This window comes from Photobacterium sp. SP02 (genome assembly GCF_038519165.1).
Classification (GTDB): Bacteria; Pseudomonadota; Gammaproteobacteria; order Enterobacterales; family Vibrionaceae; genus Photobacterium; species Photobacterium halotolerans.
Genome location: NZ_JASJOJ010000072.1, coordinates 1 through 18,188, shown reverse-complemented (window position 1 = coordinate 18,188; position 18,188 = coordinate 1). Strand labels below are relative to the sequence as shown.

Annotated in this window: 16 protein-coding genes; 14 read left to right on the top strand and 2 right to left on the bottom strand. The window is 53.2% G+C overall.

Annotated features, from left to right (window positions below):
* Positions 1 to 244 precede the first annotated feature (244 nt).
* Positions 245 to 1,405 (bottom strand): 2-octaprenyl-3-methyl-6-methoxy-1,4-benzoquinol hydroxylase, encoded by a 1,161-nt coding sequence (locus P0Y67_RS20215; RefSeq protein ID WP_342393295.1) that lies wholly within the window; start codon positions 1,403 to 1,405, stop codon positions 245 to 247.
* Between the two features lie 302 nt (positions 1,406 to 1,707).
* Here P0Y67_RS20215 and miaB point away from each other — a divergent pair, with 302 nt between their 5' ends.
* From miaB to lnt, 5 genes are all read left to right on the top strand, one after another.
* Complete coding sequence (miaB, locus tag P0Y67_RS20210) at positions 1,708 to 3,132, top strand: tRNA (N6-isopentenyl adenosine(37)-C2)-methylthiotransferase MiaB (protein ID WP_342393294.1); 1,425 nt, start codon at positions 1,708 to 1,710, stop codon at positions 3,130 to 3,132.
* 75 nt (positions 3,133 to 3,207) lie between these two features.
* The gene (locus tag P0Y67_RS20205; protein WP_342393296.1) at positions 3,208 to 4,272 is read left to right on the top strand and encodes a PhoH family protein; all 1,065 of its coding nucleotides are present in this window, start codon (positions 3,208 to 3,210) and stop codon (positions 4,270 to 4,272) included.
* 8 nt (positions 4,273 to 4,280) lie between these two features.
* Positions 4,281 to 4,745, top strand: coding sequence for an rRNA maturation RNase YbeY (ybeY, locus tag P0Y67_RS20200; protein ID WP_342393293.1), 465 nt, complete (start codon positions 4,281 to 4,283; stop codon positions 4,743 to 4,745).
* A gap of 97 nt (positions 4,746 to 4,842) precedes the next feature.
* Positions 4,843 to 5,715, top strand: a complete 873-nt coding sequence (gene corC, locus P0Y67_RS20195; protein ID WP_027253808.1) for a CNNM family magnesium/cobalt transport protein CorC — start codon at positions 4,843 to 4,845, stop codon at positions 5,713 to 5,715.
* Positions 5,715 to 7,274 carry an apolipoprotein N-acyltransferase gene (gene lnt / locus P0Y67_RS20190; RefSeq protein ID WP_342393292.1) on the top strand — a complete coding sequence of 520 codons (1,560 nt, stop codon included), beginning with the start codon at positions 5,715 to 5,717 and terminating at the stop codon, positions 7,272 to 7,274. Before corC ends, lnt begins: the two co-directional genes overlap by 1 nt.
* A gap of 65 nt (positions 7,275 to 7,339) precedes the next feature.
* Here the strand turns inward: lnt and P0Y67_RS20185 are convergent, their stop codons facing one another.
* Positions 7,340 to 7,822, bottom strand: a complete 483-nt coding sequence (locus tag P0Y67_RS20185) for a zinc ribbon-containing protein (RefSeq protein ID WP_027253806.1) — start codon at positions 7,820 to 7,822, stop codon at positions 7,340 to 7,342.
* A gap of 214 nt (positions 7,823 to 8,036) precedes the next feature.
* On the opposite strand from P0Y67_RS20185, the gene leuS reads away from it, so the two are divergent.
* From leuS to P0Y67_RS20140, 9 genes are all read left to right on the top strand, one after another.
* Positions 8,037 to 10,613: a leucine--tRNA ligase gene (leuS, locus tag P0Y67_RS20180; RefSeq protein WP_342393291.1), complete on the top strand. Its 2,577-nt coding sequence runs from the start codon at positions 8,037 to 8,039 to the stop codon at positions 10,611 to 10,613.
* A 79-nt stretch (positions 10,614 to 10,692) separates the two neighbouring features.
* On the top strand, positions 10,693 to 11,340 hold the full coding sequence (locus P0Y67_RS20175) for an LPS-assembly lipoprotein LptE (protein ID WP_342393290.1): 648 nt from the start codon (positions 10,693 to 10,695) through the stop codon (positions 11,338 to 11,340).
* Positions 11,337 to 12,368, top strand: a complete 1,032-nt coding sequence (holA, locus tag P0Y67_RS20170) for a DNA polymerase III subunit delta (protein WP_342393289.1) — start codon at positions 11,337 to 11,339, stop codon at positions 12,366 to 12,368. The genes P0Y67_RS20175 and holA overlap by 4 nt, the downstream gene beginning before the upstream one ends.
* A 172-nt stretch (positions 12,369 to 12,540) precedes the next feature.
* Complete coding sequence (rsfS, locus tag P0Y67_RS20165) at positions 12,541 to 12,858, top strand: ribosome silencing factor (protein WP_337112976.1); 318 nt, start codon at positions 12,541 to 12,543, stop codon at positions 12,856 to 12,858.
* Between the two features lie 7 nt (positions 12,859 to 12,865).
* Positions 12,866 to 13,336, top strand: a complete 471-nt coding sequence (gene rlmH / locus P0Y67_RS20160) for a 23S rRNA (pseudouridine(1915)-N(3))-methyltransferase RlmH (protein ID WP_192014590.1) — start codon at positions 12,866 to 12,868, stop codon at positions 13,334 to 13,336.
* A 5-nt stretch (positions 13,337 to 13,341) separates the two neighbouring features.
* Positions 13,342 to 15,279, top strand: coding sequence for a penicillin-binding protein 2 (gene mrdA / locus P0Y67_RS20155; RefSeq protein ID WP_342393288.1), 1,938 nt, complete (start codon positions 13,342 to 13,344; stop codon positions 15,277 to 15,279).
* Positions 15,276 to 16,397 (top strand): peptidoglycan glycosyltransferase MrdB, encoded by a 1,122-nt coding sequence (gene mrdB / locus P0Y67_RS20150; protein ID WP_192014588.1) that lies wholly within the window; start codon positions 15,276 to 15,278, stop codon positions 16,395 to 16,397. Before mrdA ends, mrdB begins: the two co-directional genes overlap by 4 nt.
* Positions 16,397 to 17,209, top strand: coding sequence for a septal ring lytic transglycosylase RlpA family protein (locus P0Y67_RS20145; protein ID WP_342393287.1), 813 nt, complete (start codon positions 16,397 to 16,399; stop codon positions 17,207 to 17,209). Before mrdB ends, P0Y67_RS20145 begins: the two co-directional genes overlap by 1 nt.
* 151 nt (positions 17,210 to 17,360) lie before the next feature.
* Positions 17,361 to 18,188, top strand: an 828-nt coding sequence (locus P0Y67_RS20140) for a D-alanyl-D-alanine carboxypeptidase family protein (protein ID WP_342393286.1), incomplete at its 3' end; no start/stop codon positions are given.

The following is an 18,188-nucleotide window of genomic DNA, read 5'->3' as shown; positions in this document are numbered from 1 at the left end:
GTCAGTGGGCTCAGTGTCAGCAAGGACGTGAGAGTTCAAGTCTCTCCCTCCGCACCAACTTCCTGTTTAAACAGGGGTTGTAAAACATTCAGGTACTACTCGCAGTAATATCTGTTAAGAAACCAGCTCTTTGGCTGGTTTTTTTATACCTGAAAAACACAGCCTGCTCCAACGCGTCTCTTTTCACACGCAGTAAAAAAAGCCACACTGTGGTGGCTTATAAAATCGAATAAAAACAAAAAGCTTACAACCCTAGCGCATACTTGAGCACTTGATGTTTCAGCGGTCCGGTATGCTCGGCCAGCTTAAGACCCAGGTTGCGCAGCAAGGCAACGGGTTTAAGATCATTGCTGAAGGCACAGTAAAACACATCCATCCCGGTCTGCATCATCAGGTTATCGGGTCTGCGCCGCCTCTGGTAGCGCTGGAGAACCGGCTCTTCGAACCAGAGCTCTCCACCGTGCGCCATTTCATCAAGCAGCACATCGACGTCTTTAAAGCCGAGATTCACTCCCTGCCCCGCCAGCGGATTAATGGTATGCGCGGCATCTCCCAGTAAAACGATCCCGTCTTTATAGTAAGACTGGGCGTGGCGCCGTGTCAGCGGAAAACTGCCTTTGTTCAGCACACGAACCGCACCGAGTTCAGCAGGAAATTCACTCCGCACCGCTTTTTCCAGTTGCTCCGCCGACATGGCAGATAACTGTTTGATCCGCTGCGGGCTGTCATACCAGACCAGCGATCCGTTGTGACCCGTCATCGGCAGGAAAGAACGAGGGCCGTGCGGCGTAAACTGCTGCCAGGTAATATCTTGCTGGGGCAGCGCGGTTTCAACATTGATCAGCATGCAATGCTGACGATAATCCCAGGCTGTAATGCCGATATTGGCCTGCTGGCGAACGCGGGAATTGGCACCATCGGCCCCAACCAACCAGCGGGTTTGCAGCACCTGACCGTTATCCAGTGTGACCTGGTACCCTTCATCAGCACGCTGAAAATGCGCTAAACGGGCAGGACAAATCAGTGACAGATTGGAAGAAGCGTCAAACGCCTGCCACAGACCCAACTGAATCAAGCGGTTCTCCACCATAAAGCCCAGCTCAGCTAAGCCAAGGTCACTGGCATGAAACCGGGTGCGGCATTCCGGGTGCTCCCAGGTTTCCAGACGCCGGAAAGGACACATCCTCATGGCCTGGATATGTGGCCATGCCCCCAGGCGGTTCAGCAGGGTGACCGACTGAGCAGAAATGGCTGACACACGCAGATCCATCTCCTGAGCGGCGTCAAAAGGCACCGGAGGCTGACCTTCAATCACCGCCACTCTGCGTCCCTGCCGGGCCATTCCCAATGCTGCTGCCGCACCCACCATGCCGCCGCCAGCAATCACAATATCAAACTGTTCCATGCAGGTATCTCATCTCATTACTCTGCCGACATTCTAACGGCTTTACGCGGGTTTACTACACTCAACACTTTCTGCGCTCGCTTTTCTGCCATCTTTGGTACTGAAGCTTGATCTGTGCCAATTGCCACCGGCCAGAGGTGCGCCTGCTGCTGATTTTATAATCAGCATGGATGATCTGGTCACGCCGTGTCGAAAGCAGTACAATACGCGGCTTGCAATTTAAGGCGGCCCCAGAGGCGATCTCTGACGCTGCAAACGCAACGTAAATGCACTGAATTAACACTACGAGTGAAGAGTTAGACATGGCGAAGAAACTGCTTATCAAAACCTGGGGTTGTCAGATGAATGAATACGATTCATCCAAGATGGCCGATCTTCTCAACGCCAATGGCGGTTATGAATTAACAGAAGAACCAGCAGAAGCCGATGTACTGCTACTTAACACCTGCTCTATTCGCGAAAAGGCACAGGAAAAAGTCTTCCACCAGCTGGGCCGCTGGAAAACGCTGAAAGACAAAAAACCCGGCCTGGTGATTGGCGTGGGCGGCTGTGTCGCCACTCAGGAAGGGGATTCCATCCGGCACCGTGCTCCCTATGTCGATGTGATCTTTGGTCCGCAGACGCTGCACCGTCTGCCTGAAATGATCAGCAAATCTCAGTCTTCCGATGCGCCGGTCATGGACATTTCTTTCCCGGAAATCGAGAAATTCGACCGTCTGCCTGAACCACGGGCCGAAGGCCCGACTGCGTTCGTGTCTATCATGGAAGGTTGTTCCAAATACTGTACTTTCTGTGTGGTGCCATACACCCGCGGTGAAGAAGTCAGCCGTCCGCTTGATGACGTGCTGTTTGAAATCGCTCAGCTGGCAGAGCAAGGCGTGCGTGAAGTGAACCTGTTGGGCCAGAATGTGAACGCCTTCCGCGGTGAGACACACGATGGCGAGATCGCGTCATTTGCTGAGTTATTGCGCCTGGTGGCAGCGATTGACGGTATCGATCGCATTCGTTATACCACCAGCCACCCGATTGAGTTCACCGACGACATCATTGCCGTCTATGAAGACACGCCGGAAGTCGTCAGCTTCCTGCACCTGCCGGTTCAGAGCGGTTCCGACCGTATCCTGGCAATGATGAAGCGACCTCATACCGCCATTGAGTATAAGTCGAAGATCCGCAAGCTGCGTAAAGCCCGTCCGGACATCACTATCAGCTCCGACTTTATCGTCGCTTTCCCGGGTGAGTCCGATCAGGACTTCCAGGACACCATGAAACTGATCCGCGATGTCGACTTTGACATGAGTTTCAGCTTCATTTATTCAGCCCGTCCGGGGACACCGGCGGCCGATTACCCTTGTGATCTGTCTGAAGACGTGAAGAAAGCGCGTTTGTATGAACTGCAGCAGCAGATCAATGCGCAGGCAATGCGCTACTCCCGTCAGATGCTGGACACTGAACAGCGCATTCTGGTGGAAGGGCCATCGAAAAAGAACATCATGGAGCTGCGCGGCCGGACTGAGAACAACCGTGTGGTGAACTTTGAAGGTTCAGTGGATTTGATCGGCCAATTTGTTGATGTCAAAATCACAGATGTCTTCAACAATTCCCTGCGTGGTGAGCTTGTCCGCACTGAAGCCGACATGAACCTGCGTATTGCCATGTCCCCCAGCGAGGTCATGGAGAAAACCCGTAAAGAAGATGAAATAGGTGTAGGCGTTTATACTCCTTAATAAGAGGACAGAAATTTCTGCCTGTGCCCAACTATTCCGGCCACCCGTCACAGTGGGTGGCCCACAGAGAGGCAAATCTTGAGCAAAATTATTACTGTTGAACTGAATCTCGAACCCGCCGATAACCACCGCCTGGCCAGCCTTTGCGGTCCTTTCGACGACAATATCAAGCAGCTGGAACGCCGTCTGGGCGTTGAAATTAACCACCGCAGCCACAATTTCAGCATTGTCGGTCAGCCACACACTGCCGAAGCCACCGCCAATATCCTTAAGAATCTGTATGTTGACACCGCACCAGTGCGCAACCAGATCCCGGATATTGAGCCTGAGCACATTCACCTGACCATTAAAGAATCGGGTGTGCTGGAGCAAGATGTGAGTTCAAGCATCCCTTACGGCAAAGAAATTCACATCAAGACCAAGAAAGGCGTCATCAAGCCGCGGACACCGAACCAGGCGCAGTACATTGCCAATATGGTCGGTCACGACATCACCTTCGGTATTGGTCCTGCCGGTACGGGGAAAACCTACCTGGCGGTTGCCGCTGCGGTTGATGCGCTGGAGCGCCAGGAAATCCGCCGTATTCTGCTGACCCGCCCTGCCGTGGAAGCCGGTGAAAAACTGGGCTTCCTGCCGGGAGATCTGAGCCAGAAGGTCGATCCGTATCTGCGCCCGCTTTACGATGCCTTGTTCGAAATGCTGGGTTTTGAGCGGGTAGAGAAACTGATTGAGCGTAATGTCATTGAAGTGGCACCGCTGGCGTACATGCGCGGCCGGACACTGAACGATGCCTTCATTATTCTTGATGAAAGCCAGAATACGACCGTAGAGCAGATGAAAATGTTCCTGACCCGGATCGGCTTTAACTCACGTGCCGTGATCACCGGGGATGTGACCCAGATCGACTTGCCGCGCGGGGCGCGATCCGGGCTGCGCCATGCCATTGAAGTGCTGGCCGATGTGGATGAAATCAGCTTTAACTTCTTCCAGGCCACTGACGTAGTACGTCACCCTGTGGTGGCTCGTATCGTCCAGGCGTATGAAGCCTGGGAGAGCGAAGATCAGAAACAACGAAAACTGGCTGAACAACGCCGTCGCGACCAACAGGAAGCGCGTCAGGCCAGCCCTGAAACGGAATAACCTTACAGATGGCTATTTATCTGGATTTACAGCTTGCCACCGCTGATGAGAGTGGCATGCCGGCTGAGGCTGACTTTCAGCGCTGGCTGGAAGCAGCGGTGAGCCCGTTTCAAACCGAAGCCGAAGTGACTGTGCGCTTGGTTGATGAAGCCGAAAGTCAGGCGCTCAACAGTGAATACCGGGGCAAAGACAAGCCGACCAATGTGCTGTCTTTCCCGTTTGAAGCGCCTCCGGGTGTGGAACTGGAGCTGCTGGGCGATCTGATTATCTGTCGTCAGGTGGTTGAAAGTGAGGCTCTGGAGCAGAGTAAACCCTTGTTTGCCCACTGGGCACATATGGTTGTACACGGCTCACTTCATCTGCTAGGTTATGACCATATTGATGACGAAGAAGCCGAAGAAATGGAAGCCCTGGAAACCGAGATAATGCAAGGTTTAGGGTTTGCCAATCCTTACGAAGCTGACCAATACTAACATCAGCTTGTGGCTGTCTTTGGCTAAGATACTGTCGGCTGCGCCTGTGGCGACGCCGACCTTCCGTGGCTCTGTCCACATATTTGAATAGAAAGCAATGAACGACGATAACCCCCAAAATTCTGACGGTCCGAGTCGAAAGACCTTCTTTGAACGTATTGGCCAGCTCTTTCAGGGCGAACCTCAGAATAAGGAAGAACTGGTCGATGTGATCCGTGATTCCGAAGAAAATGATCTGATTGATCATCACACACGCGACATGCTCGAAGGTGTGATCCAGATTTCTGAGATGCGGGTTCGGGATATCATGATTCCCCGCTCCCAAATGACCACCATAGAGCGTTCACAGAAGGTTGAAGACCTCATTGATATCATTGTTGATGCCCAGCACTCGCGCTATCCGGTCATCAGTGATGATAAAGACCACGTTGAAGGCATTCTTCTGGCTAAAGATCTGCTGCGCTACCTGCGCCCGGACAGCGAGCCATTTGACCTCAGCGCCATTCTGCGCCCGGCGGTTGTTGTGCCGGAGAGCAAGCGGGTCGATCGCCTGCTGAAAGAATTTCGGGAAGAACGCTACCACATGGCCATAGTGGTCGATGAGTTTGGTGGCGTATCCGGCTTGATCACCATTGAGGATATTCTGGAGCAAATCGTTGGTGAAATCGAAGATGAATTCGACGACGAGGAAGAACAGGACATCCGTCAGCTCAGTAAGCACACCTGGAATGTGAAGGCATTGACCACTATCGATGACTTCAACAAACTGTTCCAGACCAACTTCAGTGCTAACGATATCGACACCATAGGCGGACTGGTCATGACCAGCTTTGGTCACCTGCCTGCCCGTGGTGAAGTGGTCGAACTGGAAGGCTATGCGTTCAAAGTCACCGCCGCAGACAGCCGCCGGGTCATACAATTACAAGTGACAGTGCCGCAGGAGGCACACCAACCAACGATGACGCCCTGATGAGACGAATCGACAATCTAAACCTGACAGGACGGCTGCTACTGGCCGTCCCTTCCGGCGCACTGGCAACCCTGTCTTTCGCCCCTTATAAGCTCTGGTACCTCGCCCCGCTCTCCCTGATTATTTTCTTTACCCTGCTGCAGAATCAACGCCCTAAAACCGCCTTCTGGACAGGTTTGTCATGGGGGTTAGGATTATTCGGCAGTGGTGTTTGGTGGGTCCATGTCAGCATTGCCGACTTTGGCGGCATGCCCGTGATTGCCGGTCTGTTCCTGATGGTGCTGCTGGTCGGTTATCTGGCGCTCTACCCTGCTGTGTTTGGCGCCTTGTTTGCCCGGTTCGGTCAGGGCAGGCCTTTCCACCAGCTGATGCTGCTGGGGCCGGTTTTCTGGCTGCTGCTGGACTGGGTCAGAGGCTGGTTGTTTACCGGCTTTCCCTGGTTGTGGATGGGTTACGGGCAAATTCACGGCCCGCTGGCCAGTTTCGCGCCGATCCTGGGGGTTGAAGGTCTGACGCTCGCACTGGTGCTGAGCTGTGGCGCGCTGGTCGCCGCCGGTTATTACCGCAACTGGCGCCCCTTGAGCGTGCCGGTACTGGTCTTGCTGCTGGCGTATCAGGCGAAAGGCATTGAATGGGTTCAGCCTGAACCATACAAACCGGTCAAGGTCGCGCTGGTGCAAGGCAATGTCCCGCAGGCTCTGAAGTGGCAGCCTGAGCAGCGCTGGCCAACCCTGATGAAATATTTAGATCTCACCCGAGAAAACTGGGATGCCGATATTATCATCTGGCCGGAAGCGGCAATTCCCGCCCTGGAAAAACAGGTAGAGACCTTCCTCAGTCATCTCGATGAAGCCGCCCGTTTAAATCAAAGTGCTGTGATTACAGGTGTGCTTGATAAAACCGAACAGGGTGAGTTTTTCAACAATATACTGACGCTGGGTGTCAACCGTGACGGTGAGTATCACTACGATAGCGCCAGCCGGTACAGCAAGCACCATTTGCTGCCGTTTGGTGAATTTGTGCCTTTCGGTGATTTACTGCGCCCGATTGCTCCGTTTTTCAATCTGCCGATGTCATCGTTCAGCCGCGGCAGTTTTGTCCAGACTAATCTGGAAGCCAAAGGTTATGCGCTGGCCCCGGCTCTGTGCTATGAAATCGCCTTCAGCGAGCAGGTTCGCCAGAATGTGGGTATGGACACTGACATGCTGCTGACCTTGTCCAATGACGCCTGGTTCGGCCGCTCGATTGGCCCGCATCAGCACATGGAAATCGCCCAGATGCGGGCTCTGGAGACAGGTAAACCTTTGCTGCGTGCCACTAACACAGGCGTGACAGCCGTTGTTGATCACCAGGGTCAAATCATTGCAGAGCTGCCACAGTTCGAAACCGGCGTACTGCGTGCCACTGTAACCCCGACCAAGGGCCTGACACCCTACACCACGCTGGGCAGCTGGCCATTGTACTTGTATTTACTCTGGTCCGTTGCCGTTTCCTGGCTGCTGATTAAACGCCGCCGGGGCGATTTCAGGGACACTTCCCCGCAAGAAGGCGTCCATTAAATCAAACGCAGATCCAACCAGACAGGGAGCAACCAGCTCCCTGTCGCTTGTCAGCGGCAGCTGTTTTACGGCGCCAGAGGCTGACGGGTGAACTGGGTGTGCCCGCACTTAGTACAGGGCTCAATCGTCCGCACGTGCGTGTACTGTTCATGATGTCCGCACTGCTCGCAGACCAGATTACCCAGGCCGACCACTTCACCGGCTTTATAGATGCCCTGATGCTTGATATCGTCCATGACCTCTAACCATTCCAGCTGGGTCTTATCGGTCACCTCAGCCAGCCCCTCCCAAATCGTCTCGGTCACCAGTTTGTAAAACGGGCTTTCAGAGAAAGGGGTCGGGCTTTCCTGCACGTTTTGCCCGAATTCTTTCAGATCCCGTTTGAAATACGCACGGATCAGCGCCAGTTCATCTTTGGTCATGTCACTGGCCGCGGTGCGATACTTTTCACTGGTATCAATCCAATGTTTCAGCTCATCAGGGCTATGCTTGAGGGCTTCCGTGATCTCTTCCAACATGGATTCATACGCATCTTTTTCTTTAGCCATGTGAGTTTCTCCTAGGCTTAATCCGCCGGACATAGGCACCCTGACACATAGTGCCGGGTCAGTAACCAGTCCGGCACGGGCAATCCGTGGCTGAATGATGATAATAACCGGCCTATTCGGCCTCAGCTATTGTTGCTACCTTTACCTTTAGTTATTCTATGTCGATTATTTTGACTGTGTTTGTATTAACTCACAACGATTCCGGAAGTCATCGATGCAAGAACAATACCGTCCACAGGACATTGAACCTAAAGTTCAAGCACATTGGGACAACAACCAAACCTTTGTTGTAAGTGAAGACCCTAATAAAGAAAAATTCTACTGTCTCTCCATGTTCCCGTACCCAAGTGGACGTCTGCACATGGGTCACGTGCGTAACTACACCATCGGTGATGTGATTTCCCGTTATCAGCGCCTGCAGGGCAAGAATGTGATGCAGCCAATCGGCTGGGACGCATTCGGCCTGCCAGCAGAAAATGCCGCGGTGAAGAACAACACCGCCCCGGCGCCGTGGACTTACGAAAACATCGACTACATGAAGAACCAGCTGAAATTACTGGGCTTTGGTTACGACTGGAACCGTGAGTTTGCTACTTGCACCCCGGAATACTACCGCTGGGAGCAGGAATTCTTTACCAAGCTGTATAACAAAGGCCTGGTCTATAAGAAAACCTCTTCCGTCAACTGGTGCCCGAATGACCAGACAGTGCTGGCCAACGAGCAGGTTGAAGACGGCTGCTGCTGGCGTTGTGATACCCCGGTAGAGCAAAAAGAAATTCCGCAGTGGTTTATTAAAATCACAGCCTACGCCCAGGAACTGCTGGACGATCTGGACAACCTGGAAGGCTGGCCTGAGATGGTCAAAACCATGCAGCGCAACTGGATTGGCCGCTCTGAAGGTGTTGAGCTGTCCTTCGCCGTTGAAGGCCAGGACACGCCGCTGGAAGTCTATACCACACGTCCGGACACCCTAATGGGAGTGACTTACGTCGGCATTGCCGCCGGTCATCCTCTGGCTGATCTGGCTGCCAAGAACAATCCTGCGCTGGCTGCCTTCATTGAAGAGTGTAAGAACACCAAAGTGGCAGAGGCCGAACTGGCTACCATGGAGAAGAAAGGCATGGCCACTGGCCTGTATGCCGTTCACCCTCTCAATGGCCGCCGCGTGCCGGTTTACGTCGCGAACTTCGTGCTGATGGACTACGGCACAGGCGCCGTGATGGCGGTCCCTGCCCACGATCAGCGCGACTTTGAATTCGCCACCAAATACGGCCTGGATATCGTCCCGGTTATCAAGCCGGCCGACGGCAGCGAACTGGATGTCAGCGAAGCCGCTTACACCGAAAAAGGCGTCTTGTTCGACTCGGGCGAATTCGACGGTCTGGATTTCCAGGCGGCGTTCGATGCGATTGCCGCCAAGCTGGAAGCCGAAGCTAAAGGCAAGAAAACCGTCAACTTCCGCCTGCGTGACTGGGGGGTTTCCCGCCAGCGTTACTGGGGCGCACCGATTCCTATGGTTACCACCCCAGACGGCGAAGTCCACCCTGTCCCTGCCGATCAGCTGCCGGTGATCCTGCCGGAAGATGTGGTAATGGACGGTGTGACAAGCCCGATCAAAGCCGACAAGAGCTGGGCAGAAACCACCTTTAACGGTGAACCGGCGCTGCGTGAAACCGATACCTTCGACACCTTTATGGAATCGTCCTGGTATTACGCGCGTTACTGTTCACCGCAAGCTGACGAAATGCTGGACTCTGATGCCGCCAACTACTGGCTGCCGGTTGACCAGTACATCGGCGGTATTGAGCACGCCTGTATGCACCTGCTCTACTCTCGCTTCTTCCACAAACTGCTGCGCGACAGCGGTATGGTGACCAGCGACGAGCCGTTCAAACAGCTGTTATGCCAGGGTATGGTGCTGGCAGATGCCTTCTACTACACCAGTGACAAAGGCGCCAAAGTCTGGGTATCGCCAACAGAGGTGACGCTGGAGCGTGACGAAAAAGGCCGCATTACCAAAGCCACTGACGAGCAAGGTAACGAACTGGTGCACTCCGGCATGACCAAGATGTCGAAGTCGAAAAACAACGGCATCGACCCGCAGGAAATGGTTGATAAGTACGGTGCGGATACCGTTCGTCTGTTCATGATGTTCGCCTCACCGGCCGATATGACGCTGGAGTGGCAGGAGTCTGGCGTGGAAGGCGCCAACCGCTTCCTGAAACGTGTCTGGAAACTGGTCTTTGAACATACCGCCAAAGGTGCGGTCGAAGCACTGGATGCTTCAGCACTGAACGCCGATCAGAAAGCGCTGCGCCGCGATGTGCACAAAACCATCGCCAAAGTCAGCGATGATATTGGCCGTCGTCAGACATTCAACACAGCTATCGCAGCTATCATGGAACTGATGAACAAGCTGGGTAAAGCGCCGCAAGACAGCGCCCAGGATCGCGCCCTGCTCGACGAGGCGCTGAAAGCGGTGGTCCGTATGCTGTACCCAATCACCCCGCATATCTGCTTTGAGCTGTGGCATGCACTGGGTGAGTCTAAGGTGGATCATGCAGACTGGCCGGTTGCCGATGACCAAGCCATGGTGGAAGATGAGAAACTCATCATAGTTCAGGTTAACGGCAAGCTGCGCGCCAAGCTGACTGTCGCGGCAGATGCCGGCAAAGATCAGGTAGAAGCGCTGGCACTGTCAGACGAGAACGTCACCAAATTCACCGACGATAAAACCATTCGTAAGGTGATTTACGTACCGGGCAAGCTGCTGAACATTGTTGCCAACTAACAGGCATACCAACAACGCCTTCCCAGTGGGAAGGCGTTTTCTCTTTCACTCTTGAATTTGTTACTAAGGAGTAGACACGGTGAGCGCAGCGTCATCTCTTCTGTCCCGTTTCCGTCTGGTCTTTGTCGTCGTACTGGCGCTGGCCACTGCATCATGCGGCTTCCATTTACGTGGTAACTACATGCTGCCCGACGATATTGCCCGCCTGTCTCTGACCAGCTTTGATAAATACGGCCCTCTGACCCGTATGGTGAAATCCCAGTTCAAACTGCACGGTATTGAAGCCGTACCGCCATCGTCTCAGGTGCCCAATCTGCATCTGATCAGTGAATCTCAGGGCTCACGCACCTTATCCTTGTACCAGAACAGCCGTGCCGCCGAATACGAACTGACTTATACCGTCAGCTATCAGGTGGTGGTGCCTGAAAAAGGGGCCAAGCGCTTTACCACCAAAGTGAACCGCAGCTTTCTGGATAACCCGTTAACCGCACTGGCAAAGTCGGTGGAACGCGATATGTTGCTCGATGAAATGCGCCAGCAGGCTTCGCGCCAGATTATGCGTCAGCTTGCCCGTCTGACCGCCGATCTGAACCAGTCAGACTCTGACGATGCCGAACGTCCTGCCAGCGACGCCAGCGGCAGTGTCACCACCATTGAAACAGAAACCGATGCCGATAAACAGGCCGCAGATCGGATGTTCGACACCATGGACAGCACGGCGCAATGAGGATCTACCCGGAACAATTGGCTGAGCGGTTAAAACAGGGGTTATCCTCCGCTTACCTGCTTGCTGGTAACGAACCTTTACTGTTACAGGAAACGGCTGACCGGGTGCGGCAACAGGCCAAAGAGGCCGGTTTTCTCGAGCGCCACAGCTACAGCATAGATAATCAGCTGGACTGGAATGAAGTGCTGGATAATTGCCAGGCGCTGAGTTTGTTCTCTTCACGCCAGATCATCGAACTGACCATGCCAGACAGCGGTATCACGGCGGCTCAGGCCAAATCACTGCAAACGGTGATTGATGCCTTACACCCGGATATCCTGCTGCTGGTGCAGGGCCCGCGTCTCAATAAAAAACAAGAAAGCAGCGCCTGGTTTAAAGCGCTCACGGCTCAGGGGATGTATGTGCCCTGCAATACGCCTGACGCCCGTCAGTTGCCCCGCTTCATCCAGCAACGTTGTCAGCAACTGGGGTTGAATGCCGATGCAGAAACCATACAGATCCTGGCGCAGTGGCATGAAGGTAACCTGCTGGCACTGGCACAGAGCCTGCACAAACTCACCCTGATTTATCCTGACGGCACCCTGACCGTGCCCCGGATTCAGGAAGCGCTCAGCCGCCATAACCACTACACCCCGTTTCAGCTGCTGGATGCCTTACTGGCCGGTCAGGCAAAACGCAGTCAGCGCATTGTGCGCCAGCTCGAAGCCGAAGGGGTGGAAGCTATTATTATTCTGCGTACCTTGCAACGTGAACTGACCCAGCTGTACCGCATGCAGGAAATGGGTAAGCAGGGAATTCCCCTGAACCGGATCCTCGAAAATTTTCGGGTGTGGCAAAACCGGCGTGAACTCTATGTGGGTGCCTTGCACCGATTGCCCTTACCTGCCCTGCTAAAAGCAATCCAACAACTCAGCCAGCTTGAACGCCTGGCTAAAACTGACTATGACACCAGTGTCTGGCCCGGCTTAAGCACATTATGCGCCATGATGTGCGGGCTAAGTAAGGGCTTACCTTTACAGTCACACTGACGCCGCTGGCAAATTATTGTTAAAACTGGCTGATGCTCAAAAAATCTGTACATCACGGCACCATGCAAGCGTCAGCCAGAATTGAGCATGGTATACTCCAGCGTTAAAATGTGAACCCGATCGGCTCACCTGACTCTAATAACAAGAGAAGACTGAATTGAGGGAGACCCCTTTGCAGCTACAAGAACTACACGACTTCATCATTGACAAAATTGATGACATGAAAGCCCTGGACATAGTTACTCTGGATGTTCGCGGCAAATCCAGCATTACTGATCTCATGGTCGTTTGTACCGGTACTTCAAACCGCCACGTCGCTTCGATTGCAAACAATGTCAACACAGCTTCCAAACTGATAGACTTCCCACCCTTTGGTATCAGTGGCGAAGAAGACGCTGAGTGGGTCGTGGTTGATTTGGGAAGCGTCATGCTGCACATCATGCAAGAAGATGCGCGTCAGCTTTACCAACTGGAGAAGCTTTGGGGCTAACTGACGGATGAAGTTGCAACTGATTGCGGTCGGCACAAAAATGCCTAAATGGGTAGAAACCGGCTTTGAGGAATACCGCCGCCGTTTTCCTAAAGATATGCCGCTGGAGCTGATTGAAATTACAGCCGGCAAACGGGGTAAAAATGCTGATATTGCCCGCATTCTGCAAAAAGAAGGCGAGGCCATGCTGGCTGCCGTTGCCAAAGGCAACCGCATTGTCACCTTAGATATTCCGGGCAAACGCTGGGACACAGAACAACTGGCCGATCAGATGGAAAGCTGGAAACTGGACGGCCGGGATGTGTCTATACTGATTGGCGGACCCGAAGGTCTGGCGCCGGCCTGTAAAGCCGCTGCTGAGCAAAGCTGGTCCCTGTCTCCGTTAACGCTGCCACATCCGCTGGTGCGTATTGTGATGGCCGAAAGCCTTTACCGGGCCTGGAGCATCACAGCCAACCACCCATACCACAGGGAATAAACGGCATGCGCAGAAAGCGACTTCAGATCCGGGATCATCAGGCCGAATCGTCTCTGTTTTTCAGACGAGCTGTCTTCTCCTTTGTCGGTATCTTTGCGTTGATTGGTGTACTGATTGCGAACCTGTATCACATTCAGGTTCGTGAGTTTGAAGATTATCAGACCCGCTCCAATGACAACCGCATCAAAATTGTTCCCGTCTCGCCTAACCGCGGCATGATTTACGACCGCAACGGCGTATTACTGGCCGAAAACAGGCCGGTGTATTCGCTGGAAGTGGTCACAGAGAAAGTCCCGGATCTGGATGATACCTTTGGCCGTCTGAAATCGCTGCTGGGGATCACAGAGGAAGAGATTGAGCGCTTTGACAAAGAGCGTCGTCGTACCCGGCGTTTTAACTCTGTGCCGCTGCGTAACCAGCTGACCGAAAAAGAAGTCGCCCTTTTCTCCGTTAATCAGCACCGTTTTCCGGGTGTTGAGGTTAAAGCCTACCTGAAACGTTACTACCCTTACGGTGACGCGCTCACCCATGTCCTTGGTTATGTTGCCAAAATCAATGACAGGGACTTAGAAATGCTGGACAGGGAAGATCGCCTGAACAACTACAAGGCCACCCGGGATATCGGCAAGCTGGGCATTGAAAAATACTATGAAGACTTGCTGCACGGCACCTCAGGCTACCAGGAAGTCGAAGTCAACAGCCGCGGCCGTATTATCCGCACCCTGAAATATGTACCGCCTGTGCCAGGCAAAGATCTGCGCCTGAATCTGGATATTGGCTTGCAGCTGTATGTGAAAGAGCTGCTGACTGAAAAGAAAATCGACCCGGAAACCGGCGAAGAATTCACCAAGGTGAAGCGGGGGTCTGTGGTGGTGATGGATCCGAAAGATTCCTCCGTGCTCGCTATGGTGTCCAGCCCGAGTTATGACCCGAATCTGTTCGTACATGGCATTTCTTCGAAACAGTACAGCGAATTACTCAATGACAAAGACAGGCCGCTGGTGAACCGGGTTACTCTGGGGATTTATCCGCCGGCTTCCACCGTCAAACCGGCGATTGCTGTGGCGGCTTTAGCCGAAGGCGTTATCACCACACGGACGACACGCAACGATCCTGGCTACTGGAAAATCCCGAACACCAACAGCCGGCCATTCCGTGACTGGCTGCGCTGGGGTCACGGTAAAGTGAGCATTCACAAAGCCATTGAAGAGTCAGTCGATACCTTTTTCTATCAGATTGCCTATGACATGGGGATCGACAGGCTGTCTACGTGGATGAGCAAGTTTGGCTACGGTGAATATACCGGGATTGATATTGCGGAAGAAAGCAAAGCCAACATGCCTACCCGCGAATGGAAACAGGCCCGTTTCCGCCAGCCCTGGTATCAGGGCGACACCATTCCTGTCGGGATCGGACAAGGTTACTGGACATCGACGCCACTGCAGATAGCTAAAGCCACCACAGTGCTGGTCAATGACGGCGTCGTCAGAGCACCGCATTTGCTGAAAAGTATCATGGATGCCGACGGTGAAACCCCCGCCAAATATGAAGTTTTCCCGCCCATTACCGGCGTCGATCCGAAATACTGGCAGGTCGCCAAAGATGGTATGTACCGGGTACTGCATGGCAGTCGCGGCACAGCAAGACGCGCTTTCTATGGCGCAGAGTACAAGGCTGGCGGCAAATCCGGTTCAGCCCAGGTTTTCGGCCTGGCTGAAGATGAAGAATACAATGCCGAAGAGCTTGAAGAACATTTGCGAGATCACGCGCTGTTCACCGCTTTTGCCCCCTTTGAGCACCCTGAATACGTAGTGGCAATGGTGCTTGAAAATGCCGGCGGCGGTTCCAGTAATGGCGGTCCGGTCGCAAGGCAGATTTTCGACCATATGCTGCTTAATCACGATGACAAAGATAAATCGACATTGGCTGAGGTTTCGCAATGAGTATCATGGCAGCGGCAGGCAGCAAAGCCACCTTGAGTGATCGCCTGCATATCGACGTTCCTTTATTACTGGGGATCCTGACGCTGATGGGATTCGCCCTGGTCGTCATGTACAGTGCCAGCGGCCAGAACCTTGACATGATGGAACGCCAGGCGGTCCGTATGCTGCTGTCTCTGGCGGTGATGTTCATCCTGGCCCAGATTGCCCCTCGCCACTATGAAGCCTGGGCGCCCTATCTGTTCGGGGTCGGCTTACTGCTGCTGGTGGGAGTACTGCTGGTGGGCGAAATTTCCAAAGGGGCACAACGCTGGCTGGATCTGGGCGTCGTCCGTTTCCAGCCCTCTGAATTGATCAAGCTGGCCGTCCCCTTGATGGTGGCCCGTTTTATCGGAAACCACCCGCTGCCCCCCAGCCTGAAAAATATCATCATCGCAACCCTGATGATTTTCGTGCCAACCATTCTTATTGCCAAACAACCCGATCTGGGCACATCGATCCTGATCGCCGCATCCGGGGTATTTGTGCTTTTTCTGTCCGGCATCAGCTGGCGGATTATTATTTTTGCCGGCATGCTGATCGGTGCGTTCATCCCGGTGCTCTGGTTCTTCCTGATGCACGATTATCAGCGCACCCGGGTGCTGACACTGTTTAATCCGGAGTCTGATCCACTCGGTGCGGGTTATCACATCATTCAGTCAAAAATTGCCATTGGCTCGGGCGGTATTACCGGCAAAGGCTGGCTCCACGGCACCCAGTCACAGCTGGAGTTTTTACCGGAACGTCACACCGACTTCATTTTTGCCGTCATCGCCGAGGAATGGGGATTGTCCGGGGTCATCGGCCTGCTGGCCCTGTATCTGTTCGTGATCGGCCGCGGGCTGCTGCTGGCCAGCCGGGCACAAACCGCCTTTGGCCGTATGATGGCAGGCAGTATCGTATTGAGCTTTTTTGTTTATGTATTCGTCAATATTGGCATGGTCAGTGGTTTATTGCCTGTGGTCGGTGTTCCCCTGCCCCTGGTCAGCTACGGCGGTACCTCCATGGTCACCCTGATGGCAGGTTTCGGTATCCTGATGTCTATCCACACCCACAGAAAAATGTTGTCCAAGGCTAACTGATGCACACAGTGTCCAAATCACTCGCTTTTTCACTCAGTGTCACCCTGCTCATGGCAGGGTGCAGCACCACTCACTCAGATCGCTATCAGATAAAAGATGACCGCGCGCCAGAGCGTTCCCCTACCCTGGATCACATTGAAGATGCACAGCCAAGGTACGAGCCCAAAAGTCTGGCCGGCAACAAGGATTACACGCTGAGAGGCCAGGCCTACACCATTGTCTCGGCCGAGCAGCCTTTTAGCGAAGAAGGGCTGGCCTCATGGTACGGCAAAAAGTTTCATGGTCACAAAACGTCTAACGGCGAAATTTATGACATGTATTCAATGACAGCAGCGCATAAAACCTTGCCGTTACCCAGCTATGTCAGAGTCACCAATACCAGTAATGGCAAAAGTGCCATTGTCCGGGTCAACGACCGCGGCCCGTTCCATGAAGGGCGTATCATAGATCTCAGTATGGCAGCAGCCACCAAACTGGACGTGGTGGGTCACGGTACGGCGCCAGTCAAAATTGAGCTGTTGCAGATGCCCCAGCCAGATTCAACCGCGGAATGGCAAAGCGCAAATCCCAAATGGTTTTTTGTGCAATTGGCGGCCTTCAGTGATCTCAATAAAGCCCAGCTCGCCGCCCAGAAGCTCAAATCAGAGTTAAATACCCAGGTGGATGTCAAAAAAGCCGAGTCCGCTGCCGTCTATCGGCTTCGCCTGGGTCCGTACCTCGACTCAGGTGAAGCCGAGATACAGAGAAATAAAGCCAGGGCGAGCCAATTCCCGGAAGCCTTTGTCGTTTCAGAACAACGTGAATTGAACTAATTTGTCAGGGCAAAGTCTGACAAAAGAATGTAAAAATTTCACAAGATTCCTCAATGAACCACTATTCCTCTGGTTGAGAACTGTTTAAACAAGCTCAATCTGATATAGTGGTTCCAATTTTTTGATATCCGTAACCCAAGTAACATATATCATGAATAAATCTGCTGCATTTTTTCGCTCTGTCGCTGTTTCAACCGCTTTACTGACTAGTCTTTCAGCGGCCGCGGCGCCCGCCGTCGTTCCAGAAGCCCCGCAGATAGCCGCTAAAGGTTATGTCCTGATGGATTACCATTCAGGCAAAATTCTTGCCGGGCAACAAGAATACGATAAGATTCCACCTGCAAGCCTGACTAAAATGATGACCAGTTATGTGATCGGTCAGGAAATCAAACGCGGTAACATCTCTATGGATGATACTGTTGTGATCAGCAAAAATGCCTGGGCAAAAAATTTCCCGGGCTCATCAAAAATGTTCATTGAAGTAGGCAGCGAAGTAAAAGTCGCTGACCTTAATCGCGGCATTATTATTCAGTCCGGCAATGATGCCTGTGTGGCCATGGCTGAACATGTCGCCGGTTCAGAAGACTCGTTCGTTGATCTGATGAATGGCTGGGCCAAATCGCTGGGCATGGATTCAACACACTTCGCCAATGTACACGGTCTGGACAACGACAAACTGTACACCACGCCTTATGACATGGCCTTGCTGGCACAGGGTCTGATCCGTGATGTGCCGGATGAGTTTGCCATCTATAAAGAAAAATCATTCCGTTACAACGGTATTGAGCAGTTTAACCGTAACAGCCTGCTGTGGGACAAAAGCCTCAATGTTGACGGCCTGAAAACCGGCCACACAGACAACGCGGGTTACAGCCTGGTCAGTACCGCCACTGAAGGTCAGATGCGCCTGATTGCGGTCGTGATGGGCACCAAAAGCGCCAATGCCCGTAAGGCTGAGAGTAAAATTCCAGACCGATTT